The following is a 22,776-nucleotide window of genomic DNA, read 5'->3' as shown; positions in this document are numbered from 1 at the left end:
CGTCTGGCCCCGTTTCCCCCGATCTTTCCCCCGTCGTTTCACCTTTCCCCCTCGCATTACGCCGCGGCCGTCCCGGTTGCGACCGCCGCTTCGCCCATGCACCGACCGGACCGTTTTCCGCCCCGCGTCGCATCGTTCCGCCCCGATCCGACAGCGTTTGCGGCGGCTCGCCCGATTGCCCGAAATACCCCCCTTTCCCGGCTTTGCTCGACCGATCGGCGTTTGACGCCTCCATGAATAATCGGTGTCACTGGAAAGCGGCATTCCGCCGTACCCGACCGGAGGCCCCGTGGCAGACGAGAGCGATCTCGACAAGACCGAAGCCGCCACTCCCAGGCGCCGCGAGAAGGCGCGCGAGGAGGGGCAGGTCGCGCGTTCGCGCGAACTGGCTTCGTTCGCGCTGCTCGCGGCGGGGTTCTACGGCGCATGGCTGCTCGCGGGTCCGTCGGGCGGGCACCTGCAGGCGATGCTGCGCGGCGCGTTCACCTTCGATCGCGCGACCGCGTTCGACACCAACCGGATGCTGTCGGCGGCCGGCAGCGCGAGCCTCGAAGGCTTCGCCGCGCTGCTGCCGCTGCTCGCGCTCACCGGCGTCGCCGCGCTGCTCGCGCCGATGGCGCTCGGCGGCTGGCTGATTTCGCCAAAGACGTTCGAGCTGAAGTTCGACCGCCTGAACCCGATCTCGGGCCTCGGCCGGATCTTCTCGATCCAGGGGCCGATCCAGCTCGGGATGTCGGTCGCGAAGACGCTCGTCGTCGGCGGGATCGGCGGCATCGCGATCTGGCGCAGCAAGGACGAACTGCTCGGTCTCGCGACGCAGCCGCTCGGCGCCGCGCTGCCCGATGCGCTGCATCTGGTCGCCGTGTGCTGCGGCACGACGGTCGCCGGGATGCTGGTGGTCGCCGGGCTCGACGTGCCTTACCAACTCTGGCAGTACAACAAGAAGTTGCGCATGACGAAGGAAGAAGTGAAGCGCGAGCATCGCGAGAACGAAGGCGATCCGCACGTGAAGGGGCGAATCCGCCAGCAGCAGCGCGCAATCGCGCGCCGCCGGATGATGGCGGCCGTGCCGAAGGCCGACGTGGTGGTCACGAACCCGACGCACTTCGCGGTCGCGCTGCAATACACGGACGGCGAGATGCGCGCGCCGAAGGTCGTCGCGAAGGGCGTGAACCTCGTCGCCGCGCGCATCCGCGAGCTCGCGGCCGAACACAACGTGCCGCTGCTCGAAGCGCCGCCGCTCGCGCGTGCGCTGTATCACAACGTCGAACTCGAGCGCGAGATCCCCGGTTCGCTGTACTCGGCGGTCGCCGAAGTGCTCGCGTGGGTGTACCAGCTCAAGCGCTTCCGTTCGGAAGGCGGCGCGTTCCCGGCGGTGCCGGTCGATCTCGACGTGCCGGCCGAACTCGACAAGGGCGCGTCGGTGTCCGCCGACGACGAGCGCGAAGAAGCCGAAGACACGCTCGGCAAGCAAGGGAGCGCAGCATGAGCACCCCGACCACCGGCCTGTTCGCGAAGCGCGCGAACCCGTTCGCGGGCACGAACCTGCGCGCGCTCGCGGGCCCGATCCTCATCTGCATGATCCTGGGGATGATGATCCTGCCGCTGCCGCCGATGCTGCTGGATCTGCTGTTCACGTTCAACATCGCGCTGTCCGTGATGGTGCTGCTCGTCAGCATGTACACGATGAAGCCGCTCGACTTCGCGGCGTTCCCGAGCGTGCTGCTGTTCTCGACGCTCCTGCGCCTGTCGCTGAACGTCGCGTCGACGCGCGTCGTGCTGCTCGAAGGGCACACCGGGCCGGACGCGGCCGGCCAGGTGATCGAGGCGTTCGGCCACTTCCTCGTCGGCGGCAACTTCGCGGTCGGCATCGTCGTGTTCGTGATCCTGATGATCATCAACTTCATGGTGATCACGAAGGGCGCGGGGCGGATCGCCGAAGTGTCCGCGCGTTTCACGCTCGACGCGATGCCCGGCAAGCAGATGGCGATCGACGCCGACCTGAACGCGGGCCTCATCAACGAGGAACAGGCGCGCAAGCGGCGCCTCGCGGTATCGCAGGAAGCCGAGTTCTACGGGTCGATGGACGGCGCGTCGAAGTTCGTGCGCGGCGACGCGATCGCCGGCCTGATCATCATGGCGATCAACGTGATCGGCGGGCTGATCGTCGGGATGGTCCAGCACGACATGTCGTTCGCCGCGGCCGGCACCAACTACACGCTGCTGACGATCGGCGACGGCCTCGTCGCGCAGATCCCGTCGCTCGTGATCTCGACCGCGGCCGGCGTGATCGTGTCGCGCGTCGCGACCGACGAGGACATCGGCACGCAGATCACCGGCCAGTTGTTCACGAACCCGCGCGTGCTGAACATCACCGGCGCGATCATCGCGCTGATGGGGCTGATCCCCGGGATGCCGCACTTCGCGTTCCTCGCGCTCGGCGGCGGCGCGATCTGGCTGGCGCGCACGCAGACGAGGCGCGCGGCGGCCCGCAAGGCGGCCGGCGACGTGACCGACATCGCGCCGCCCGCCGTGCTGCCGGCCGACAGCCACGAAGCGACGTGGGACGACGTGCAGCTGATCGACCCGCTCGGTCTCGAAGTCGGCTACCGGCTGATTCCGCTCGTCGACAAGAACAGCGACGGCGAGCTGCTCAAGCGCATCAAGAGCATCCGCAAGAAATTCGCGCAGGAAATCGGCTTCCTGCCGCCGGTGATCCATATCCGCGACAACCTCGAACTGCGGCCGAACGCGTACCGGATCGCGCTGAAGGGCGTCGAGATCGGCGTCGGCGAAGTGTTCCCGGGCCAGTGGCTCGCGATCAACCCGGGCCAGGTGACGGCCGCGCTGCCGGGCGCCGTCACGCAGGATCCCGCGTTCGGGCTGCCGGCCGTGTGGATCGACGTCGCGCTGCGCGAGCAGGCGCAGGTGTACGGCTACACGGTGGTCGACGCGAGCACGGTCGTCGCGACGCACCTGAACCATCTCGTCGTCCAGCATGCGGCCGAGCTGCTCGGCCGCCAGGAAGTGCAGGCGCTCGTCGAGCGCACCGGCAAGGACGCGCCGTCGCTCGTCGAGGACCTCGTGCCGAAGACGATCTCGCTCACCACGCTGCAGAAGGTGCTGCAGAACCTGCTCGAGGAAGGCGTACCGATCCGCGACATGCGCACGATCCTCGAGGCCGTGTCCGAGCATGCGGGCCGCGGCGACGCGTACGAGATCACGGCCGCGGTGCGGCTCTCGCTCGGCCGCGCGATCACGCAGCAGTGGTATCCGGGCAACGGCGAAATGCAGGTGATGGGCCTCGACGCGAATCTGGAGCGCGTGCTGTCGCAGGCGCTCGCCACCGGCGCGAACCCGGGCCTCGAACCCGGCCTCGCGCACAACCTACTGACCGGCACGCAGCAGGCGATGCTGCGTCAACAGAATCTCGGGCTGCCGCCCGTGCTGCTCGTGCAGCACGCACTGCGCGCGATGCTCGCGCGTTTCCTGCGCCGCAGCCTGCCGCAATTGAAAGTGCTGTCGTATGCCGAAGTGCCGGACACGCGCACGATCAAAGTCGTTAACGTCATCGGGGGTTCCGCTTGAACATTCGCAAATTCACCGGCGCAACGAGCCGCGACGCACTTCGTCTCGTGCGCGAGGCGCTCGGCGCCGACGCGGTCGTACTGTCGAACCGCACGCTCGATGACGGCAGCGTCGAAATCGTTGCACTCGCCGATTCGGATCTCGCCGCGGTGGCGCCGCCGGCCGCGCGTCCGCGTCTCGCGACGTCGCGCCAGCCGGAATCCGTGCCGGCCGCCGCCGTGCCGGGCATCGTATCGCGCCCGGGCATGGCGCCGCGCCCGGCCGTCAATCCGTATGCGGCAGGCGCAGGCGGGCTGCCGGACGTGTTCTCGTCCGTGTTCGGCGCGAGCGCCGACGCGCAAGAGGCCGACGTGCACGCTTCGTCGATCGATGCCGACGAGCCGGCGGCAGCGTCTTCGATCGCGGCGGCGACGGCCGGTGCGCCCGCTGCCGGTACGCCCGCTGCCGGTACGCCGGCCGCCGGCGCCCCGGCCGCCACTTCCGAGCCCGCGCCGTGGCTGGTCGAGCACGCGAAGCGCCTGACGCAGCAGCGCGACGCGCTGATGGCCCGCGCGCAGGCGCCGGCCGAGCCGCGGGCGGGCGCGCCCGCGCCGCAAGCCGCGGCCGGCGCGACGCCGCACGACTGGGCGCGCGACATCGTGCGCGACGCGGAACGCCGGATGCCGGCCGCCGGAGCGCCGGCCGCCGGATCGCCGGCCGCCACGAAGCGCGCCTCCGACATGGGCGCATACGCCGGCAAGGCGACGGAGCGCACGCGCCTGTCCGCGGACACGGCCGCCGCGGTAGCCGATGCGGTGAAGTCGCGCATCGAGCGGATCGTCAACGACACCGTGATGCAGGAGCTCGGCGAGCTGCGCGGGATGATGACGGAGCAGTTCGACAGCCTGATGTGGCACGACCGCCAGCGTCGCAGCGCCGTCCACGGCGCGCTGACGAAGCACCTGTTCGCGGCCGGCTTCTCCGCGCAGCTCGTGCGGATGCTGGTCGACAACCTGCCGTCCGGCGACGGCGCGCAGACTTTCGAGCAGGCCGCCGAATGGGCGCAGTCGGTGCTCGCGTCGAACCTGCCGGTGCTCGACAGCGAGGACGCGCTGATGGAGCGCGGCGGCGTGTTCGCGCTGATGGGGCCGACGGGCGTCGGCAAGACGACCACCACCGCGAAGCTGGCCGCGCGCTGCGTGATGCGCTTCGGCGCGAGCAAGGTCGCGCTGCTGACCACCGACAGCTACCGGATCGGCGGCCACGAGCAACTGCGCATCTTCGGCAAGATTCTCGGCGTGCCGGTTCACGCGGTGAAGGATGCGGGCGACCTCGCGCTCGCGCTGTCCGAGTTGCGCAACAAGCACATCGTGCTGATCGACACGATCGGCATGAGCCAGCGCGACCGCGCGGTGTCCGACCAGATCGCGATGCTGCACGGCGCGAACGCGCCGGTGCAGCGCCTGCTGCTGCTGAACGCGACGAGCCACGGCGACACGCTGAACGAAGTCGTGCAGGCGTACCGCAGCGCGGGCGAGCACCCCGATCTGGCCGGGCCTGACCTGGCCGGCTGCATTCTCACGAAGCTCGACGAGGCGACCCACCTCGGCGGCGTGCTTGACACGGTGATCCGCTACAAGCTGCCGGTCCACTACGTGTCGACTGGCCAGAAGGTGCCGGAGAACCTGTACGTCGCGTCGACCCGATTCCTGCTGAAGAGCGCGTTCTGTGTGCCGCGCGACGGCTCGCCCTTCGTGCCGCAAGACGAGGACATGCCGACGCTGCTTTCCGCACTGACCGCACGTTCCACCGCCGAGCTGCACGAGGTGCGATTTGGATAAACGGATCATCGACCAGGCAGAAGGGCTGCGGCGCCTGCTGGCCGGGCGCGCGTCGCGCATCGTCGCGGTGACGGGCGGCCCGGCGGGCGTCGGCTGCACGTCCACCGTGGTGAACCTCGCGGCGGCGCTCGCGTCGCTCGGCAAGGACGTGCTCGTCGTCGACGAGCGCGCCGACGTGCATTCGGCCAGCGCGACGCTCGCCGGCGCGTGGCTGCGCGACGGCGAACGCACGCGGGTGGCGGCCGGCTTCGGCCTGTGCGGCGCCGCGCGGCTCGCGCGCGCCGGCTACAGCGACGCGCAACTGAGCGACTTCATCGACGGCCCGGCCGACATCGTCCTCGTCGACGCGCAGCTCGGTGCCGACGGGTCGTTCTCGGCGCTCGCGCGCGAAGCACACGACGTGCTGGTCGTCACGCGGGTCGCCGCGCAGGCGATCACCGAGGCGTACGCGTGCATGAAGCGGCTGCATTTCGCGCACGCGTTCGCGCAGTTCCGCGTGCTGACGAATCAGGTCGGCAGCCACGCGGACGCGAAGACGGCCTTCGACAACCTCGCGGGCGTCGCGAGCCGCTACCTGACCGTATCGATCGCCGACGCCGGCTGCGTGAGCGCCGATCCGCTCGTCGAGCACGCCCGCGAACTGATGCATGCGGTGGTCGACGCGTTCCCGTCGTCGGCTGCCGCGCGCGACTACCGGCAGATTGCCGCCGACCTGTTGTACTGGCCGATGCGCCCGCGTTCGGGCGCGGGCCGCGCGGTCCACGCCGGCGGCAAGCCGTCGTACGAGGCGGGCGCGGCACACGCCGCGTGAGCGCCACCCGAAGGAGGGAGCCATGATGTACAACGCTCAAGGAAAGATGTCCCAGGCCGACGTGCTCGCGCAATACGCGCCGCTCGTGCGCCGCCTCGGGCTGCAGCTCGTCGCGAAGATGCCGGCGAGCGTCGATCTCGACGACCTGATCCAGGCCGGCATGATCGGCCTGATGGATGCGGCCGGCCGCTACAAGGAAGACCAGGGCGCGCAATTCGAAACCTACGCGACGCAGCGCATCCGCGGCGCGATGCTCGACGAGCTGCGCAGCAACGACTGGCTGCCGCGCAGCCTGCGCAAGACGTCGCGCGAGGTCGAGCACGCGGTGCACCAGGTCGAGCAGCACCTCGGCCGCTCGGCGAGCGAAACCGAGATCGCGCAGCACCTGAACATGCCGCTCGACGAATACCAGGGGATGCTGCAGGACCTGCACGGCAGCCAGCTCATCTACTACGAGGATTTCGACCGCGCGGCCGACGACGAGCCGTTTCTCGACCGCTATCGCGTCGATCACGCCGATCCGCTGTCGGCGCTGCTCGACGAGCACCTGCGCGAGGCGCTGGTCGACGCGATCGAGCGGCTGCCGGAGCGCGAGAAGCTGCTGATGTCGCTGTACTACGAACGGGGTCTGAATCTGCGCGAGATCGGCGCGGTGCTCGAGGTGAGCGAATCGCGCGTGTGCCAGTTGCACAGCCAGGCCGTCGCGCGCCTGCGTGCGCGGCTGCGCGAACAGGCGTGGGTCGGCGCCGAATCCTGACCCTTTGGGGCGGCCGCGCGCGCCGACGCCGCGCGCCCGTGCCGCGGTTGCCCGGCGCTTGCGCATTTCGCGCGCCGATTTGCTACAATCCCCTCCGTTTTCCGAGGAGCGTTGCGACGGACCATCCAGCGTCCGCCAGGCTCGGAAGGCTTCACCAAGCAGCCGTGCAGCGATTTTTCCGCGTCGGCTCCGCTTCCTGAACGGCGCTCACGTCACCAATCTAGAAACTTTTTAGAAAGGAGGGCGTGATGAACGCCATTATCGATTCCAAGGCTTCCCACGATTACGTCGTCGCCGACATGGCGCTGGCCGGCTGGGGCCGCAAGGAACTGAACATCGCCGAGACCGAAATGCCGGGCGTCGTGCAGATCCGCGACGAATACAAGGCGCAGCAGCCGCTGAAGGGCGCGCGCATTGCCGGCTCGCTGCACATGACGATCCAGACGGGCGTGCTGATCGAGACGCTGAAGGCGCTCGGCGCGGACGTGCGCTGGGCATCGTGCAACATTTTCTCGACGCAGGACCACGCTGCTGCCGCGATCGTCGAAGCCGGCACGCCGGTGTTCGCGTTCAAGGGCGAATCGCTCGACGAATACTGGGAGTTCTCGCACCGCATCTTCGAATGGCCGAACGGCGAATTCGCGAACATGATCCTCGACGACGGCGGCGATGCCACGCTGCTGCTGATCCTCGGCTCGAAGGCCGAGAAGGACCGTTCGGTGATCGCGAAGCCGACCAACGAGGAAGAAGTCGCGCTGTACAAGTCGATCGCGGCGCACCTCGACGTCGACGCGAACTGGTACTCGAAGCGCCTTGCGCACATCAAGGGCGTGACCGAAGAGACCACGACCGGCGTGCATCGCCTGTACCAGATGGAAAAGGACGGCCGCCTGCCGTTCCCGGCGTTCAACGTGAACGATTCGGTCACGAAGTCGAAGTTCGACAACCTGTACGGCTGCCGCGAGTCGCTCGTCGACGGCATCAAGCGCGCGACCGACGTGATGATCGCGGGCAAGGTCGCGGTCGTCGCGGGCTACGGCGACGTGGGCAAGGGTTGCGCGCAATCGCTGCGCGGCCTGGGCGCGACCGTGTGGGTCACCGAAATCGATCCGATCTGCGCGCTGCAGGCGGCGATGGAAGGCTACCGCGTCGTGACGATGGAATACGCGGCCGACAAGGCCGACATCTTCGTGACGGCGACCGGCAACTACCACGTGATCAACCACGATCACATGAAGGCGATGCGTCACAACGCGATCGTCTGCAACATCGGCCACTTCGACTCCGAAATCGACGTCGCGTCGACGCGCCAGTACCAGTGGGAAAACATCAAGCCGCAGGTCGACCACATCATCTTCCCGGACGGCAAGCGGATCATCCTGCTGGCCGAAGGCCGCCTCGTGAACCTCGGCTGCGCGACGGGCCACCCGTCGTTCGTGATGTCGAACTCGTTCGCGAACCAGACGCTCGCGCAGATCGAGCTGTTCACGCGCGGCGATCAATACGAGAACAAGGTGTACGTGCTGCCGAAGCATCTCGATGAAAAGGTCGCGCGCCTGCACCTCGCACGCATCGGCGCGAACCTGTCGGTGCTGTCGGACGAGCAGGCTGCGTACATCGGCGTGCAGAAGGACGGCCCGTTCAAGCCGAACCACTACCGCTACTGATGCGCGTCCGCCGCCGTGCCGTGCGTACCCGCCGCGGGGCGCACGGCGCGGCGGCGCTCACCGATCGTACCGATCGACAACCGAACCGGAGCACTCCATGAGCGTCATCCTCACCTGGGTCATCAACGCGCTCGCGTTGCTGATCATCACGTACCTCGTGCCGTCGATCCACATCAAGAGCTTCGGCACCGCGCTGATCATCGCGGTCGTGCTCGGGCTGATCAACACGGTGATCCGCCCGGTGTTGATCCTGCTGACGCTGCCCGTCACGATCGTCACGCTCGGGGTGTTCATCCTCGTCGTGAACGCGCTGTGCTTCTGGTTCGCGTCGTCGCTGCTGAAGGGCTTCGAGGTGTCGGGGTTCTGGTCCGCGTTCTTCGGTTCGATCCTGTACAGCATCGTGTCGTGGCTGCTGTCCGCCCTGATCTTCGGCCAGCGCGACATCGGCTGAGGGCGGGCGGGCATGGGCCCAACCCCATCGAATCATGAAACCGATCGAACTCTCGTTTGAATTCTTCCCGCCGAAGACGGCGGACGGCGTCGAGAAGCTGCGCGCCACGCGCGCGCAGTTGCTGCCGCTGAAGCCGAAATTCGTCTCCGTGACGTTCGGCGCCGGCGGATCGACGCAGCAGGGCACGCTCGATACCGTGCTCGACATGCAGAAGGGCGGCCTCGAGGCCGCGCCGCACCTGTCGTGCATCGGCTCGTCGCGCGACAGCCTGCGCGCGATTCTCGACCAGTACCGCTCGCACGGCATCCGGCACATCGTCGCGCTGCGCGGCGACCTGCCGTCGGGGATGGGCGCGGTCGGCGAGCTGCGCTATGCGTCCGAGCTCGTCAGCTTCATCCGCGCCGAGCATGGCGACTGGTTCCACATCGAGGTCGCGGGCTACCCGGAGTACCACCCGCAATCGCGGTCGCCGAAGGCCGATCTCGAGAACTTCGCGCGCAAGGTGAAAGCCGGCGCGAATTCCGCGATCACGCAGTATTTCTTCAACGCGGATGCGTATTTCCGCTTCGTCGACGATGCGCGCAAGCTGGGCGTGGACGTGCCGATCGTGCCGGGCATCATGCCGATCACGAACTTCTCGCAGCTGATGCGCTTCTCCGAGATGTGCGGCGCCGAAGTGCCGCGCTGGGTCGCGCGCCGGCTCGAGAGCTTCGGCGACGATCGCGAGTCGATCCGTGCGTTCGGCGCGGACGTCGTCACGAGCCTGTGCCAGCGCCTGATCGACGCGGGCGTGCCGGGGCTGCACTTCTACACGCTGAACGCAGCGGCCGCGACGCGGACGATCTGCGAACGGCTCGCGGTGTAAGCGCCGTCACGCGGTTGCATGCGCAACGGCCCCGCCGGTTCGTGCCGACGGGGCTTTTTTTATCGTGACGGGCGACGCGGGACGCGTGGCGCAAACGTGCGCGCGTCAGCGTTGTGCCTGCATCAGCGGCGGGCGGCGGTCGAACCACGGCCGCGCCTGTTCGAGCTGCCGCGCGAGCCGGAGCAGCAACGCGTCGTCGGCGTGGCGCGCGGCGAACTGCACGCCGATCGGCAGTCCGCGCGCATTCCAGTACAGCGGCACCGACATCGCCGGCTGGCCGGTCAGGTTGAACAGCTCGGTGCAGCCGGCCCACGCGAACGCCTTCTCCGACGACTTCGCGAGCATTTCCTTCAGCAGCGGTTTCACCGGCAGCGCGGCGAGAAGCTTCATCTGCGCGGATTCGAACGGCGTCGGCTGCAATTCGCCGATCTTCACCGGCGGCCCGGCGAGCGACGCGCACAGGATCGCGTCGTAGCGCGACACGAGGCCGGCGACCTGCACGGTGAGCTGGCGCTGCCATTCGAGCACGTCGGGCAGCCGCGTGCGCGCGAGGCGGCGGCCGACCACGGCCATCGCCCAGGTCGCGGCCTCGAATTCGCCGCGCCGCGGCGTGCGGCCGGTCAGTTCGCGCGCGCCGAGCACCATTTCCTCGGCGATCGTCGCCCACAGCGTCAGGAAGGTTTCGGCCGTGCGCGCGTAGTCGAGTTGCAGCGTCGCCGGCTCGACGTGATGACCGAGCGATTCGAGCAGCGCGGCCGCATCGTCGAGCGCCGCGCGCGTGTCGTCGGCGAGCGCCGGCGCGAGCATCGGATCGACGACGAGGCCGATCCGCAGCGGGCCGGGCGGCGTATCGAGCGCGCCGAGGAAGGTGCCGGGCGCGCCGGGCGGCAGTGTCTGGCCGGTCGTCACGTCGAGCAGCAGCGCACTGTCGCGCACGCTGCGCGACACCGCGTGCTGGACGACGAGTTCGCCGTTCGACGGCAGGTCGACGAGCACCGGGTTGCGGCTCGGCTTCAGGCCGAACAGCCCGCAGCACGACGCCGGAATGCGGATCGAGCCGCCGCCGTCGGACGCATGCGCGAGCGGCACGATGCCGGCCGCAACGGCCGCCGCCGCGCCGCCGCTCGAACCGCCGGGCGTGTGATCGAGGTTCCACGGGTTGCGGCACGCACCGAACAGTTCCGGTTCCGTGTACGGCATCTGGCCGATCTCGGACGTGTTGGTTTTGCCGAATACGTTGAGGCCCGCCGCGCGGCTGCGCGCGATCACCGGCGAATCGTCGGCCGGCACGAAGTAACGGTAGTGCCGGCTGCCCATCGACAGCGGCAGCCCGGCGACCGCCGCGCCGAGATCCTTGACGAGATACGGTACGCCCGCGAACGGCGCGTCGGCGCCCGGCGCGGGCGCTGCCGCCGCACGCTGGCGCGCGGCTTCGTAGTCCTGCAGCACGATCGCGTTGATCGCGCCGTTGACCGCTTCGGCCTGGCCGATCGCGGCGTCGAGCAGTTCGCGCGGGCTTGCGCGGCGCTCGCGCACGAGCGCGGCGAGGCCGATTGCATCATGCGCGAGATAGTCCGAGTGCATCGCGTCACCCCCGTTGTCACGCGTGGCGATGATGCGAGCATAACGCGGGCCCGGCGTGGCGGGCCCGCGGTCGTGCCTTTTTTAAAGGTGCTCGGCGAGGAAGGTCAACGTGCGGCCGTGCGCGAGCGCCGCCGCGCGCTGGTTGTACGATGCGCGGTCCGAGCAGTTGAAGCCGTGCTCGGCGCCCGGGTACACGTGGAACGACGCATCGCCGTGGCCGGCGAACGCGGCCTTCACCTGGTCGACGGCGGTGAGCGGAATGCCGTGGTCGTTTTCCGCGTAGTGGAACAGGATCGGCTGCTTGACCTGGCCGGCGAGATCGAGCGCGTTGTGGATGCCGCCGCCGTAATAGGACACCGCCGCGTCGAGCTTGCCGGTCGCCGCCGCGCGGTACGCGAGCTGGCCGCCGAAGCAGTAGCCGATCGCGGCGAGCTTGCCGCCCACTTCGGGGCGCGCGCGCAACGCGTCGGCCGCCGCGCCGATGTCCGCGACCGCGAGACCCACGTCGGTCTTCTTCATCAGCTCGATGCCCTTGTCGCGATCCGCGCCGTCGTAGGTCAGTTCGACGCGCGGCTGCGTGCGCCAGAACACGTCCGGCGCGAGCGCGACGAAGCCGTCGGCCGCGTACTGGTCGGCGACCGAACGGATGTGTGCGTTCACGCCGAAGATTTCCTGGATGATGATGACGGCAGGGCCCTTGCCGCGCTTGGGCAGTGCAAGATAGCCACCGAAGCTGTCGTTACCGGTCGGGATGTCGATCCATTGGGCAGTCACGTTTTGAACTCCTGGCGTACGGGGTGCGCGAGGCGCCCCGGGGAACAAGTAGAGGGCGGCCTAGTGTGCCACCGATCGTCCGGTGCTGCAGCGCGCGCGGCCGCTTCTCGCGCAGCGATCGTTTCGATCTCGATTATTCATTTTTCGGCGCCGCGCCGCTTCGATAGAGTCGATGTTGTCGGCCTTTACAAAGCGCTTTCGCGCATCGTCATCCAAGGATTCGCCATGTCTGCCCGCTCGTTTTCCACGCCCTTTTCCGAACGCTTCGGCCTGCGCCTGCCGCTCGTGCAGGCGCCGATGGTCGGCGCGACCACGACCGCGATGGTCGCGGCCGCGTCGAATGCCGGTGCGCTCGGCAGCCTCGGCGCCGGCGCGCTCGCGCCCGAACGTATCGAAGCCGAAGTCGCCGCGATCCGCGCGGCGACCGATCGCCCGTTCGCGATCAACCTGTTCGTGCTGCCCGATGAAGCCGCGCCCGACGCGGCGACCGTCGCGCGCGCGCTGGCCGCAATCGATCCGCTGAACGCAACGCTCGGCTTGCCGCCGGGCACGGCGCCTGCGCGCTACGCGCCGGATTTCCGCGCGCAGCTCGATGCGCTCGTTGCGCTGCGCGTGCCGGTCGCGAGCTTCACGTTCGGCGTGCTCGACGCGGCCGACGTCGCACGCCTGAAAGCCGCCGGCACGTATGTGATCGGCACCGCGACGCACGTGGCCGAAGGGCTCGCGTGGCAGGCGGCCGGCGCCGACGCGATTTCCGCGCAAGGCGCCGAGGCGGGCGGCCATCGCGGCACCTTCATCGGTTCCGCCGACGACGCGCTGATCGGCACGCTCGCGCTCGTGCCGCAGCTCGTCGACGCGACGGGCCTGCCCGTGCTCGCCGCGGGCGGGATCATGGACGGCCGCGGCATCGCGGCCGTGCTCGCGCTCGGCGCGCAGGGCGCGCAACTCGGCACCGCGTTCCTCACCTGCGCGGAAAGCGCGATCGCGGCGGACTGGAAGGCGCGGCTGCTCGCGAGCGCCGATACGTCGACGCAGGTCACGCGCGCGATCACCGGCCGTCATGCACGCGGGCTGCGCAACGCGTTGATGGCGCGGCTCGGCGAGCACGTCGCGGACGCCGCACCGTATCCGATCCAGAACGCGCTGACCCAGCCGCTGCGCCAGGCCGCCGCGCGCGCGAACGACGGCGACTACCTGTCGCTGTGGGCCGGGCAGGGCGCGCCGCTCGCGCGGCGGCGCGGCGATGCGCTGACGACGTCGCAACTGGTCGCCGCGCTCGACGCGGAATGGCGTGCGGCGGCCGCCTGAACGCTGCTTCATCCGCCAGAACGATCGATACCGGACGACGAAACGCGCGTGGTGTCACGCGCGTTTCATTCAACGATCGCGGGCACAAAATACCGAATCGAAATGCCCTCGCGAATGGGTCGAAACGACCTTTCGAAAGTATGTCGCGAATTAGCGGAAACCCTTATCCGTCGGGGCTTGCAGCGCTATTCGAGTCCTCCTTCCAAAGCGCACATATCGGTAGTGTTACCACTACCCCAAAAAAGTCCCACAAATTAATTTGATCACCTACACTTGCGCGCAAGTACGGGCGGGCGGCCGCTAAAAGCGGCGGTTTTCACGTGCTTGAGGCCAAGTGCATGAACGATGCAACCGGCGAATCGTCCAGTGATTGCAAACACGGGGATGGCAGCGGGGCACCGGGCGATGGCGTTTTTTGGGACCGAACTGGAGACTTACATGAATATCAAGATGCAAAAGCTGTTGCCGATCACCGCAGCGGCGATGCTGTGTGCTGCAGCTGCAAGCAACGCGTGCGCCGATCAAGTCGTCAAGATCGGCCACGTCGCGCCGTTGACGGGCGGCATTGCACACCTGGGCAAGGACAACGAAAACGGCGCGCGTCTCGCAGTCGAGGAGATCAACGCGAAGGGTCTCACGATCGGCGGCCAGAAGATCACGCTGCAACTCGACCCGCAGGATGACGCCGCCGACCCGCGGCAGGCGACGCAGGTTGCGCAGAAGCTCGTCGACGACAAGGTCGTCGCGGTGGTCGGCCACCTGAACTCGGGCACGTCGATCCCGGCCTCGAAGATCTACAGCGATGCGGGCATCGTGCAGATTTCGCCGTCGGCGACCAACCCGGTGTACACGCAGCAAGGTTTCAAGACCACGTACCGCGTGGTGGCGACCGATGCGCAGCAGGGCCCGGCACTGGCGAACTACGCGCACTCGAAGGGCATCAAGAGCGTGGCGGTGGTCGACGATTCGACCGCGTACGGCCAGGGTCTCGCGAACGAGTTCGAGAAGAAGGCGAAGGCGCTCGGCCTGAAGGTGATGTCGCATGACGCGACGAACGACAAGGCGGTCGACTTCCGCGCGATTCTGACCAAGATCAAGGGCGAGAACCCGGACGCGATCATGTACGGCGGCATGGACGCTACCGGCGGCCCGTTCGCGAAGCAGGCGAAGCAGCTCGGCCTGCGCGCGAAGATCTTCGCGGGCGACGGCGTGTGCACGGAGAAGCTGGCCGACCTGGCCGGCGACGCGACCGACAACGTCGTGTGCTCGGAAGCCGGTGCTTCGCTCGAGAAGATGCCCGGCGGCAGCGCGTTCAAGGCGAAGTACGAGAAGCGCTTCGGCCAGCCGATCCAGATCTACGCGCCGTTCACGTATGACGCCGTGTACATCATCGCCGACGCGATGAAGCGCGCGAACTCGGTTGACCCGGCTAAGATCCTCGCGGCGATGCCGGCGACGAAATACACGGGCGTGATCGGCACGACGACCTTCGATTCGAAGGGCGACCTGCAGCACGGCGTGATTTCGCTGTACAACTACAAGAGCGGCAAGAAGTCGCTGCTCGACGAAGTGAAGATGTAACGCGACCAGCGGTCAACAGCAGGGGTGAAAGCGCGCATGCGGCCACGCATGCGCGCTTTCTTTTTGGGCCGGCGTGCGCCGCCGCGCCGTCAGATTTTCAGGTGCGCGAGCACCCTGGGTGCGACGAGCGCGACGAGCGCCGCGCATAGTGCGACGACCGACAGGCCGATCGTCAGGTTCGCGGCCTGCGCGACCGCGCCGATCACGACCGGACCGAACAGCAGCCCGAAATACGCGAGCCCGGCCACGTGCGCGAGCCCTTCGGCCGCATGGATGCCTTTCACGCGCGCGGCGGCCGCGAACAGCACGGGCATCATGTTGGCCAGCCCGAGGCCCATCAGCGTGAAACCCGTCAGCACCGCGACCGGGTTCGGCAGCAGCAGCGCGCCGATCATCCCCGCGCACGCGAGCGACGCACTCGCGAACACGAGCTGCGGCGCGCCGAAGCGGGCGCGCACGGCGTCGCCCGCGAAGCGCGCGATGGCCATCCCGCCCGAGAACGCCGCGTACGCGGCGCTCGCGAGCGCGGGGCTCGCCGCGACGACGTCGCGCATGTAGACCGTCGCCCAGTCGTACATCGCCCCTTCGGCGACCAGCGCGATCAACGCGATGCCGCCGAGCATCCACAACGCGGGCGAGCGCCAGCGGTTGCCGCCGCCGTGCGCCTGTTCGTGATGCGGCACGTGCGGCAGCACGGCCGGGCTCGCGGCCACGAGCACCGCGGCGCACGCCGCCGCCGCGAGCGCGAGATGCGCGACCGGCGCCATGCCGGCCGACAGCAGCGCGCCGCCGGCCGCTGCGCCGGCCATCCCGCCGATGCTGAACATCCCGTGCAGCGACGACATGATCGGCTTGCCGAGTGCGATTTCGACCGCGCTGGCCTCGGCGTTCATCGCGACGTCGAGCGTCGCCATCGAGAAGCCGAACAGCGCGAGCACCGGGAGCAGCATCCAGTAGTCGGGCACGACGAGGATCAGCGCCGCACACGCGGACATCACGAGCCCGCCGGCGAGGCACGCGGTGCGCGAGCCGACGCGCGCGATCCAGCGCGCGATGGTCAGCATCGCGGCGATCGACCCGCCGGCGACCGCGAACAGCGCGATCGACAGCAGCCCGGGGCTCAGCGCGAACTTGTCGCGCACGGTCGGCACGTGTACACCCCACGACGCGTACATCATGCCGGCGACGAAGAACAGCGCCATCGACGCCGTGCGCGCACGCTGGCGGGCCGGCAGCGGCAGCACGCGATGCGCGTCGGGCGGCGCGGCGAACGGGGACGACGATTCGGGGGAGGAGGATTCGGACACGGGGAGGCTCGCCAGGAAAATGCGCGGGCGCACACGGCGCCCGTCGGATTTGTCCGATTCTATCGAACCGCTTACGTTCTTGCCGGGCGATGGCCGTTCGGTCGATGCCCGGGCGATCGGGCCATCCCGAGGCGGCGGTTCGGCGTCGCATCGGCCGTTCGGCCGATGCGCAACGTGCGGCGAGCGCGGGTAACATCGAAGCGATGCCCGCCGCGCCGCCTTTCGACCGCAGGAGTTCCGCTTGAACATCGATCCCGCCTTCGCCTTGCATCTGCTGCACCGCTGCGCGCTCGGCACGCTCGCCACCCATGCGCGCGAACCGCAGGGCTTCCCGTATCCGACGGTCGTGCCGTTTGCGCCCGATGCAAGCCATCGGCCCGTGATCCTGGTGAGCGGCCTGGCCGAGCATACGCGCAATCTCGCCGCCGATCCGCGTGCGGGTTTCCTCGTCGTCGATGCGAGCGGCGGCGAGGTCCTGAATGCCGAGCGCGCGACGCTGCTGGGCCGGTTCGTGCCGCTCGGCGACGATCCGCACGTCACCGTGCGTTACCTGCGCTACGAACCGGACGCCGCGCGCTATCTCGCGCTCGGCGATTTCGCGTTCTGGGCGCTCGAGATCGAGCGGCTGCGCTATATCGGCGGGTTCGGGCGGATGGGCTGGGTCGACGGCACGCATCTCGATGCGCTGCCGCCGCTCGCATTCGACGACGAACAGGCGCTGTGGCGTGCATACGAGGCGAGCGACGCACACCGCGACGGGCTCGACCTGCTCGGCGTCGATCGCCATGGCGCGGACTGGCGATGCGACGGGCGCCGCGTGCGCACGCCGTTCGAGTCGCCTTCGGCCGATGCCGGTGCGCTGCACGAGCGATTGATCGCCTGCGCAAAGGATGTGACGTGACGTCACGGGTCAGGGATTTGTCCGTTTAGCAAACTGCGTCATGTGGTTTTTGCAAAACTGTCGTCCGATGAAAGCTTTGATTTTCTTGAATGCAGGGTAATTGCGTATGTTGATAGACCGAATAGTCGATCGCTAATGTCCTAATCTCTATGCAGGAGCGTAAAAATTTGAGAAAAGGCCGCGGCCGGTCAAAATGACATGTGCGAATACCAATTGGCCTCGGGATTTTCATGAATCTCGCTTCTATCAAATCTTTTTTGTGCTAATCTCTGCCTTCGAAAATCCGAGGCACATATATTTCATGAATGGTGAGCCGGCTGCAGACCGGCGCCATTGGTCAGATAGATAGAAAGGGAAACTATGTCTTCTTACAAGGACCTGCTGGCCCAGCGGGAGAAGCTGGAGAAGCAAATCGAAGAAGCGAAGTCGCGTGAATACGCTGAAGTGCTGAATGACGTGAAGCAGAAAATTGCCGACTACGGCTTTTCGCTCGCCGAACTCGGTCTCAGCCGCGCGAAGGCCGGCAAGGTCGGTCGTCCGCGCGCAGGCGTGGCGGCGAAATACCGTGACCCGGAAACGGGCGCGACGTGGTCGGGTCGTGGCAAGCCGCCGCGCTGGATCGCCGGCAAGAACCGCGATCAGTTTGCGATTTAAACATTCGTTTAAGTTGCCTGCTCTTCAAGAGAGCCGCGTGTCCGTCGAGGAGCGCGGCTTTTTTGTTTTCCGGGCACCGGCAGGGTCCTCTGCGCCGTCATGAAAATGTAAGCGTGTGTCGCGTGAATGAAAATGCGACACGTTCGCATAAGCGATTGATTTAAATGAGAAATTTGTGGGTATTGGAAGGGCTGGCAGGGCGCCTTTGATAGAATTACGACTCGCACACCGATATCTCATATTTCATGTCCACGTTTTCCGGCGACGCGCAGAGCGCGGATAAGCACGCAGTTGCGCGCAAGAGCACGCTCGTCAGTATTGTGCTGAATGTCGTGCTTGCGACATTTCAGATCGTCGTTGGCGTGATTGCGCATTCGCAGGCATTGATTGCCGACGGTGTGCATTCGATTTCCGATTTGATCTCGGATTTTGTCGTGCTGGTTGCGAATCGGCATAGCGGCGCATCGCCGGATGCCGACCACAATTACGGCCATAGCCGCTACGAGACGGTCGCGTCGCTGTTTCTCGGCGCGATCCTGATTGCCGTCGGTATCGGCATGCTCTGGCGCGCCGGCGACCGTCTCGTTAATCTCGAAAACATTCCGGCCGTGCATTTTTCCGCGCTGATCGTTGCGCTGACGGTGCTCGTGTCGAAGGAAGCGTTGTTCCGCTACATGCTGCGCGAAGCGCGGCGCGTGCGCTCGGCGATGCTCGTCGCCAACGCGTGGCATGCGCGTTCGGATGCCGCGTCGTCGCTCGTCGTCGCGATCGGCATCGTCGGCAGCCTGGCCGGTGTACGGCTGCTCGACCCGATCGCGGCAGCGATCGTCGGCTTCATGGTCGCGCGCATGGGCTGGACGTTCGGCTATGACGCGTTGCAGGACCTCTCCGACCGCGCGCTCGATACGGCCGACACGGCCGAGATCCGCGCGCTGCTCGCCGCGACGCCCGGCGTGCGCGACGTGCACGACCTGCGCACGCGCAAGATGGGCGATGCCGCGCTCGTCGATGCGCACATCCTCGTCGATCCGAAGATCTCCGTCTCCGAAGGGCATTACATCGCCGAGACCGCGCGGGCGCGCGTGCTGTCCGACCCGCGCGTGCTCGATGCGCTGATCCATGTCGACCCCGAGAACGACGCGGCGCGCCGTCCGGCGCTCGCGCTGCCGCCGCGCGGCGAGCTCGCGGCCCGGCTCGAGGCCGCGCTCGCGCAGCGCGGGTTGCACGCGGCGGCGATCAATCTGCATTACCTGAGTACGGGGCTCGAGGTCGACGTGACGCTCGACAGCGACCCGCAAGACGCCGATGCGACGCTGGCCGGTCGGCTCGACGTCGAGACGCTGAAGCGCGAGTTCGGTGCGCGCCGGATCGGCTTCACGCGCACGCTGCCCGTGCAGACGTGACCGGCAGCCGGCAGCCGGCAGCCGCGAACGCGGCCGGCCGCAGGGGTGGGGCTGCGCGTTACAGCGGCAGTTGCGTGTCGAACTTGATTTCGCGCAGCACGACGCTCGTGCGCACCTGCGACACGGCCGGAATCTTGAAGATGCGTTCGTGCAGGAACACGTCGTAGGCTTTGATGTCCGGCGCGACGATCTTGAGGATGTAATCGGCTTCGCCGGTCGTGCTGTAGCACTCGGTGACTTCCGGGCAGGTCGCGATCTCGCGCTCGAACTGCTCGACGCCGCCTTCGTTGTGGCGCGTCAGGTGCACGTGCGCGAGCGCGCAGACGTGCAGGCCGAGCTTCTCGCGATCGAGCAGCGCCGTGTAGCGCTGGATCACGCCCGACTGTTCCATGTCCTTGATGCGGCGCCAGCACGGTGTGCTCGACAGCCCGACCTGGTCGGAGATTTCCTGAACGGAACGGCGCGCGTCGAGCTGCAACAGGCGAAGGATTTTTTGCGAAAAGGAATCGAGCGTCACCTGCGCCTCCATGCGGCAGCTACAACACGCTGAATGTTAGAGGGCCGGGAAAGGAAAGGCAATCTGGCGACGCGCTGTTGAGCGAGATTCGCTAATTTGCTCGCGGATCCGTGGGATTTTGTCCCGCCCCCGCGCTATCCGACCGATCGGTATCCGACACGGCCAGGCCCGCGAGCGCGGCCTGCTGACGGCGCAGGTCGGCGAGCATGTTGCAGAACAGCGCGCCTTGCTCGATCGCGTCGTCGAGCGCGACGTGCGTGTGCGGATGATCGTCGAACCAGTGCTTCGGAAAGCGCGGCTTGATCGCCTTGCGGTACGGCAGGCCCGTCATCGCGAACGCGAGCGTCTTGATGTCGAGCGCCGACCACGAGAACGGGCAGCGCCCCGCGAAACGCATCATGTACCAGAACATGAACGTGAAGTCGAAGCCAGCCGGCATCGCGACGAACACCGGCTTGCCGGGCAGCGCCTCGACCCATTCGACGTAGGCGACCAGCGCCGTCTCGGGCGTCTGCAGGTCGCGCCGGCATGCGGCCCACGCTTCGGGTTCGGTTTTCCACCAGGCTTCCTGCACCGGGTGCGCGTGCGCGCCGGGCAGGGTCTCGAGGTTTGCCGAGAACGTCGCGATCAGTTGCTTGTCCTCGGTATAGGCGGCCGACGCGAAGCTCAGCATCGAGTGCGGGCCGGGAATCGGGCCGTCGGCTTCGACGTCGGTGCTGACGTAAATTTCCGGGATGGCGGTCTGATTCATCCGAATACCTTGTCGGACACGAACGGGTTCGTGCGGCGCTCGTCACCGAACGTCGACACCGGGCCATGACCGGGCACGAACGTGACGTCGTCGCCGAGCGGCCACAGCTTTTCCTTGATCGAACGGACGAGATCCTCGTGATTGCCGCGCGGGAAATCGGTCCGGCCGATCGAGCCCGCGAACAGCACGTCGCCCACGATCGCGACGCGATGCGCGCGGCTGAAGAACACGACGTGGCCGGGCGTGTGACCCGGGCAGTGATAGACCTCGAGCGTCTCGTCGCCGAACTGCACGGTGTCGCCGTCGTTCAGCCACCGGTCGGGCTCGAAGCTGTCGGCGGCCGGAAAGCCGAAGCGTTCGCTCTGCATCGGCAGCTTCTCGATCCAGAAGCGTTCGTCTTCCTGGGGCCCCTCGATCGGCACGCCGTAGCGCGTCGCGAGCGTCTTCGCGCCCGCACAGTGATCGATGTGCCCGTGCGTGAGCAGCACCTTCTCGACCTGCACGTTCTGCCGCGCGACTTCCTGTTCGATCCGGTCGAGATCGCCGCCCGGATCGACGACGGCGGCGCGGCCCGTCTTCTCGCAGACGAGCAGCGAGCAGTTCTGCTGGAATGGCGTGACCGGAATGAGCGTGACTTTCATGGAGGCACCGGCGGCTAAAAGGAGCGATTGTACCGGTCGCGCGCGCCGCCTGCCGTGCGTGCGATGCATGCCGCGGCGCGTGGATGAGGGCATTCCCGGAGCATGTCGATTGTTACAGCCATAGCGAGAATCAATGGTCCGCCGGGGGCGCTTTTCGAGACAAGGTTTTGATTTATGTATAATGCGCCCCATTGCGCGTGAATTTCACGCAATTCGCTGGTGTTTCGGCCCTGTTAAATAAGGCATCCGATTCACCGTCAAGCATCGGCCGCCGGGGGAGTCCGGCGGTGTATCCAGCACCGAGCATTCGGTGCTCACGTCTTGTCCGGCCGGGTGCTGCGCGCCCGCTTGCGGCCCAGCTGCCGCGCCGCCGGATGAGGCCTGTGCCGCCGTTCCTGTGCGTTGGTCGTATCGACGCGCGCGAACGTGAAGCCATGTTCGATGGCGGCATGTGGGGTCTGGTCAGGCTGTTGGGGACAGGTTGCGCCAGACGTGAAAGCTAATCAGGACGGTTGCGGCCTAGACGAACGCCGCGCCCATGCTAGCCGCCTGCTCGCACTCGAGCGGGGCGTGCACGCATTTGCCGTCCGGGCCGCATCTCTGCGTTGTGAAGCAGCGTTGTATCGATGCGGCCCGAACCAGAAGGCGACACGTCGATGAATTTACGTTTTCCGAGCCGATTCGGAACCATTGCATTATTTTTTGCGCTGACGGGCTGTGCGGTGCCATCCAGCCAGACCACCGGCAGCGTGAGCCAGAAGAAGGCGGTCGACAGGACGGCCGCTGCCGCGAAGGCGGACGACGACAAGCAGCCGCTCAATTTCGATTCCGCGCTGGCGTCGATGCCGGCTGCCGACAGCAAGGACGCGAAGAAGTCGTCGCTGGCGGACGCCGAGCCGATCGACGGCAAGGACGTGTCCGATTTCCGCCAGACCGGCCGCGCATCGTGGTACGGGCGGGATTTCCACGGCCGCCGCACCGCGAACGGCGAGCGCTTCAACATGAACGCGTTCACCGCCGCGCACCGCACGCTGCCGCTGTCGTCGTACATCAAGGTGACGAACGCATCGACCGGCAAGTGGGTCGTCGTGAAGGTCAACGATCGCGGGCCGTTCAAGCGTGGCCGCGTGCTCGACCTGTCGTATGCGGCGGCCAAGGTGATCGGCCTCGTGCACGCCGGCACGGGCCGCGTGAAGATCGAAGGGCTGTCGCCGCAGGAAGCGCGCGAGGCGCGCGACGAAATGTTCGCGTCGATCTCGGCGAAGTAACGCGGCGGATCGTCCGCTCATGCACAAAGGGCTGCCTTCCGGCAGCCCTTTGTCGTTGTGCGCCCAGCATGGGCGCACTCCTGCGGGTGCAAGTCCCGCCATAAGCTGGTCACAGCGAATGAAGTGAA

General features: G+C 67.5%; 20 protein-coding genes and 1 riboswitch. Of the genes, 14 read left to right on the top strand and 6 right to left on the bottom strand.

Features of this window, described 5'->3' with window-relative positions; genetic code table 11:
- The first annotated feature begins 289 nt into the window (after nucleotides 1-289).
- The 8 genes from flhB (at nucleotide 290) to metF (ending at nucleotide 9,959) form a co-directional block, all read left to right on the top strand.
- Nucleotides 290-1,489 (top strand): flagellar biosynthesis protein FlhB, encoded by a 1,200-nt coding sequence (gene flhB, locus WT97_RS12925; protein ID WP_059503295.1) that lies wholly within the window; start codon nucleotides 290-292, stop codon nucleotides 1,487-1,489.
- On the top strand, nucleotides 1,486-3,588 hold the full coding sequence (gene flhA / locus WT97_RS12920; RefSeq protein WP_059790353.1) for a flagellar biosynthesis protein FlhA: 2,103 nt from the start codon (nucleotides 1,486-1,488) through the stop codon (nucleotides 3,586-3,588). The genes flhB and flhA overlap by 4 nt, the downstream gene beginning before the upstream one ends.
- Nucleotides 3,585-5,408, top strand: a complete 1,824-nt coding sequence (flhF, locus tag WT97_RS12915) for a flagellar biosynthesis protein FlhF (protein ID WP_060353568.1) — start codon at nucleotides 3,585-3,587, stop codon at nucleotides 5,406-5,408. The genes flhA and flhF overlap by 4 nt, the downstream gene beginning before the upstream one ends.
- Nucleotides 5,401-6,219, top strand: coding sequence for a flagellar biosynthesis protein FlhG (locus WT97_RS12910; RefSeq protein ID WP_027806797.1), 819 nt, complete (start codon nucleotides 5,401-5,403; stop codon nucleotides 6,217-6,219). Before flhF ends, WT97_RS12910 begins: the two co-directional genes overlap by 8 nt.
- Nucleotides 6,220-6,241: 22 nt before the next feature.
- Nucleotides 6,242-6,976 carry an RNA polymerase sigma factor FliA gene (locus tag WT97_RS12905; protein WP_059503301.1) on the top strand — a complete coding sequence of 245 codons (735 nt, stop codon included), beginning with the start codon at nucleotides 6,242-6,244 and terminating at the stop codon, nucleotides 6,974-6,976.
- A gap of 97 nt (nucleotides 6,977-7,073) precedes the next feature.
- Nucleotides 7,074-7,192: riboswitch (S-adenosyl-L-homocysteine riboswitch) on the top strand.
- 32 nt (nucleotides 7,193-7,224) lie between these two features.
- On the top strand, nucleotides 7,225-8,643 hold the full coding sequence (gene ahcY / locus WT97_RS12900) for an adenosylhomocysteinase (RefSeq protein ID WP_060353567.1): 1,419 nt from the start codon (nucleotides 7,225-7,227) through the stop codon (nucleotides 8,641-8,643).
- A 97-nt stretch (nucleotides 8,644-8,740) separates the two neighbouring features.
- Nucleotides 8,741-9,094, top strand: a complete 354-nt coding sequence (locus tag WT97_RS12895) for a phage holin family protein (RefSeq protein ID WP_006477367.1) — start codon at nucleotides 8,741-8,743, stop codon at nucleotides 9,092-9,094.
- A 34-nt stretch (nucleotides 9,095-9,128) separates the two neighbouring features.
- Nucleotides 9,129-9,959, top strand: a complete 831-nt coding sequence (metF, locus tag WT97_RS12890; RefSeq protein ID WP_060353566.1) for a methylenetetrahydrofolate reductase [NAD(P)H] — start codon at nucleotides 9,129-9,131, stop codon at nucleotides 9,957-9,959.
- Between the two features lie 105 nt (nucleotides 9,960-10,064).
- Here metF and WT97_RS12885 read toward each other — a convergent pair whose 3' ends face one another.
- Complete coding sequence (locus WT97_RS12885) at nucleotides 10,065-11,543, bottom strand: amidase (protein WP_060353565.1); 1,479 nt, start codon at nucleotides 11,541-11,543, stop codon at nucleotides 10,065-10,067.
- A gap of 81 nt (nucleotides 11,544-11,624) precedes the next feature.
- On the bottom strand, nucleotides 11,625-12,317 hold the full coding sequence (locus WT97_RS12880; protein WP_059503310.1) for a dienelactone hydrolase family protein: 693 nt from the start codon (nucleotides 12,315-12,317) through the stop codon (nucleotides 11,625-11,627).
- A 225-nt stretch (nucleotides 12,318-12,542) separates the two neighbouring features.
- On the opposite strand from WT97_RS12880, the gene WT97_RS12875 reads away from it, so the two are divergent.
- Nucleotides 12,543-13,625, top strand: a complete 1,083-nt coding sequence (locus tag WT97_RS12875) for a nitronate monooxygenase family protein (protein WP_059790370.1) — start codon at nucleotides 12,543-12,545, stop codon at nucleotides 13,623-13,625.
- Between the two features lie 438 nt (nucleotides 13,626-14,063).
- A complete protein-coding gene (locus WT97_RS12870) occupies nucleotides 14,064-15,206 on the top strand; it encodes a branched-chain amino acid ABC transporter substrate-binding protein (RefSeq protein ID WP_059503402.1) in 1,143 nt (380 codons plus the stop codon).
- Nucleotides 15,207-15,295: 89 nt separating this feature from the next.
- Here WT97_RS12870 and WT97_RS12865 read toward each other — a convergent pair whose 3' ends face one another.
- Nucleotides 15,296-16,513, bottom strand: coding sequence for an MFS transporter (locus WT97_RS12865; RefSeq protein ID WP_059503404.1), 1,218 nt, complete (start codon nucleotides 16,511-16,513; stop codon nucleotides 15,296-15,298).
- Between the two features lie 241 nt (nucleotides 16,514-16,754).
- Between WT97_RS12865 and WT97_RS12860 the strand changes: the two genes are divergently transcribed.
- From WT97_RS12860 to WT97_RS12850, 3 genes are all read left to right on the top strand, one after another.
- Complete coding sequence (locus WT97_RS12860; protein ID WP_060353564.1) at nucleotides 16,755-17,414, top strand: HugZ family protein; 660 nt, start codon at nucleotides 16,755-16,757, stop codon at nucleotides 17,412-17,414.
- 360 nt (nucleotides 17,415-17,774) lie between these two features.
- Nucleotides 17,775-18,068: an H-NS family nucleoid-associated regulatory protein gene (locus WT97_RS12855; RefSeq protein WP_034209561.1), complete on the top strand. Its 294-nt coding sequence runs from the start codon at nucleotides 17,775-17,777 to the stop codon at nucleotides 18,066-18,068.
- Nucleotides 18,069-18,313: 245 nt separating this feature from the next.
- On the top strand, nucleotides 18,314-19,471 hold the full coding sequence (locus tag WT97_RS12850) for a cation diffusion facilitator family transporter (RefSeq protein WP_060353563.1): 1,158 nt from the start codon (nucleotides 18,314-18,316) through the stop codon (nucleotides 19,469-19,471).
- Between the two features lie 58 nt (nucleotides 19,472-19,529).
- Here WT97_RS12850 and WT97_RS12845 read toward each other — a convergent pair whose 3' ends face one another.
- The 3 genes from WT97_RS12845 to WT97_RS12835 form a co-directional block, all read right to left on the bottom strand.
- Entirely contained in the window at nucleotides 19,530-20,000 is a 471-nt protein-coding gene (locus tag WT97_RS12845) for an Lrp/AsnC family transcriptional regulator (protein WP_006477376.1), read from the bottom strand.
- Between the two features lie 79 nt (nucleotides 20,001-20,079).
- The gene (locus tag WT97_RS12840) at nucleotides 20,080-20,739 is read right to left on the bottom strand and encodes a hypothetical protein (RefSeq protein WP_059503317.1); all 660 of its coding nucleotides are present in this window, start codon (nucleotides 20,737-20,739) and stop codon (nucleotides 20,080-20,082) included.
- Nucleotides 20,736-21,380, bottom strand: a complete 645-nt coding sequence (locus tag WT97_RS12835) for an MBL fold metallo-hydrolase (protein WP_059503319.1) — start codon at nucleotides 21,378-21,380, stop codon at nucleotides 20,736-20,738. Before WT97_RS12835 ends, WT97_RS12840 begins: the two co-directional genes overlap by 4 nt.
- Before the next feature lie 656 nt (nucleotides 21,381-22,036).
- Between WT97_RS12835 and WT97_RS12830 the strand changes: the two genes are divergently transcribed.
- Nucleotides 22,037-22,648, top strand: coding sequence for a septal ring lytic transglycosylase RlpA family protein (locus WT97_RS12830; protein ID WP_059503320.1), 612 nt, complete (start codon nucleotides 22,037-22,039; stop codon nucleotides 22,646-22,648).
- Nucleotides 22,649-22,776: the final 128 nt, after the last annotated feature.

The sequence above is a fragment of the Burkholderia sp. MSMB1459WGS genome, from assembly GCF_001534535.1.
GTDB lineage: Bacteria > Pseudomonadota > Gammaproteobacteria > Burkholderiales > Burkholderiaceae > Burkholderia.
This window is presented reverse-complemented; position numbering and strand designations above follow the sequence as displayed.

What these genes read in the sequence shown, in the direction of transcription:
- WT97_RS12835 (WP_059503319.1), bottom strand. Translation starts at nt 21,380, where the DNA reads ATGAAAGTCACGCTCATTCCGGTCACGCCATTCCAGCAGAACTGCTCG.
- WT97_RS12875 (WP_059790370.1), top strand. Translation starts at nt 12,543, where the DNA reads ATGTCTGCCCGCTCGTTTTCCACGCCCTTTTCCGAACGCTTCGGCCTG.
- WT97_RS12830 (WP_059503320.1), top strand. Translation starts at nt 22,037, where the DNA reads ATGAATTTACGTTTTCCGAGCCGATTCGGAACCATTGCATTATTTTTT.
- metF (WP_060353566.1), top strand. Translation starts at nt 9,129, where the DNA reads ATGAAACCGATCGAACTCTCGTTTGAATTCTTCCCGCCGAAGACGGCG.
- WT97_RS12845 (WP_006477376.1), bottom strand. Translation starts at nt 20,000, where the DNA reads ATGGAGGCGCAGGTGACGCTCGATTCCTTTTCGCAAAAAATCCTTCGC.
- WT97_RS12895 (WP_006477367.1), top strand. Translation starts at nt 8,741, where the DNA reads ATGAGCGTCATCCTCACCTGGGTCATCAACGCGCTCGCGTTGCTGATC.
- ahcY (WP_060353567.1), top strand. Translation starts at nt 7,225, where the DNA reads ATGAACGCCATTATCGATTCCAAGGCTTCCCACGATTACGTCGTCGCC.
- WT97_RS12870 (WP_059503402.1), top strand. Translation starts at nt 14,064, where the DNA reads ATGAATATCAAGATGCAAAAGCTGTTGCCGATCACCGCAGCGGCGATG.
- WT97_RS12840 (WP_059503317.1), bottom strand. Translation starts at nt 20,739, where the DNA reads ATGAATCAGACCGCCATCCCGGAAATTTACGTCAGCACCGACGTCGAA.
- flhA (WP_059790353.1), top strand. Translation starts at nt 1,486, where the DNA reads ATGAGCACCCCGACCACCGGCCTGTTCGCGAAGCGCGCGAACCCGTTC.
- WT97_RS12885 (WP_060353565.1), bottom strand. Translation starts at nt 11,543, where the DNA reads ATGCACTCGGACTATCTCGCGCATGATGCAATCGGCCTCGCCGCGCTC.
- WT97_RS12905 (WP_059503301.1), top strand. Translation starts at nt 6,242, where the DNA reads ATGATGTACAACGCTCAAGGAAAGATGTCCCAGGCCGACGTGCTCGCG.
- WT97_RS12855 (WP_034209561.1), top strand. Translation starts at nt 17,775, where the DNA reads ATGTCTTCTTACAAGGACCTGCTGGCCCAGCGGGAGAAGCTGGAGAAG.
- WT97_RS12850 (WP_060353563.1), top strand. Translation starts at nt 18,314, where the DNA reads ATGTCCACGTTTTCCGGCGACGCGCAGAGCGCGGATAAGCACGCAGTT.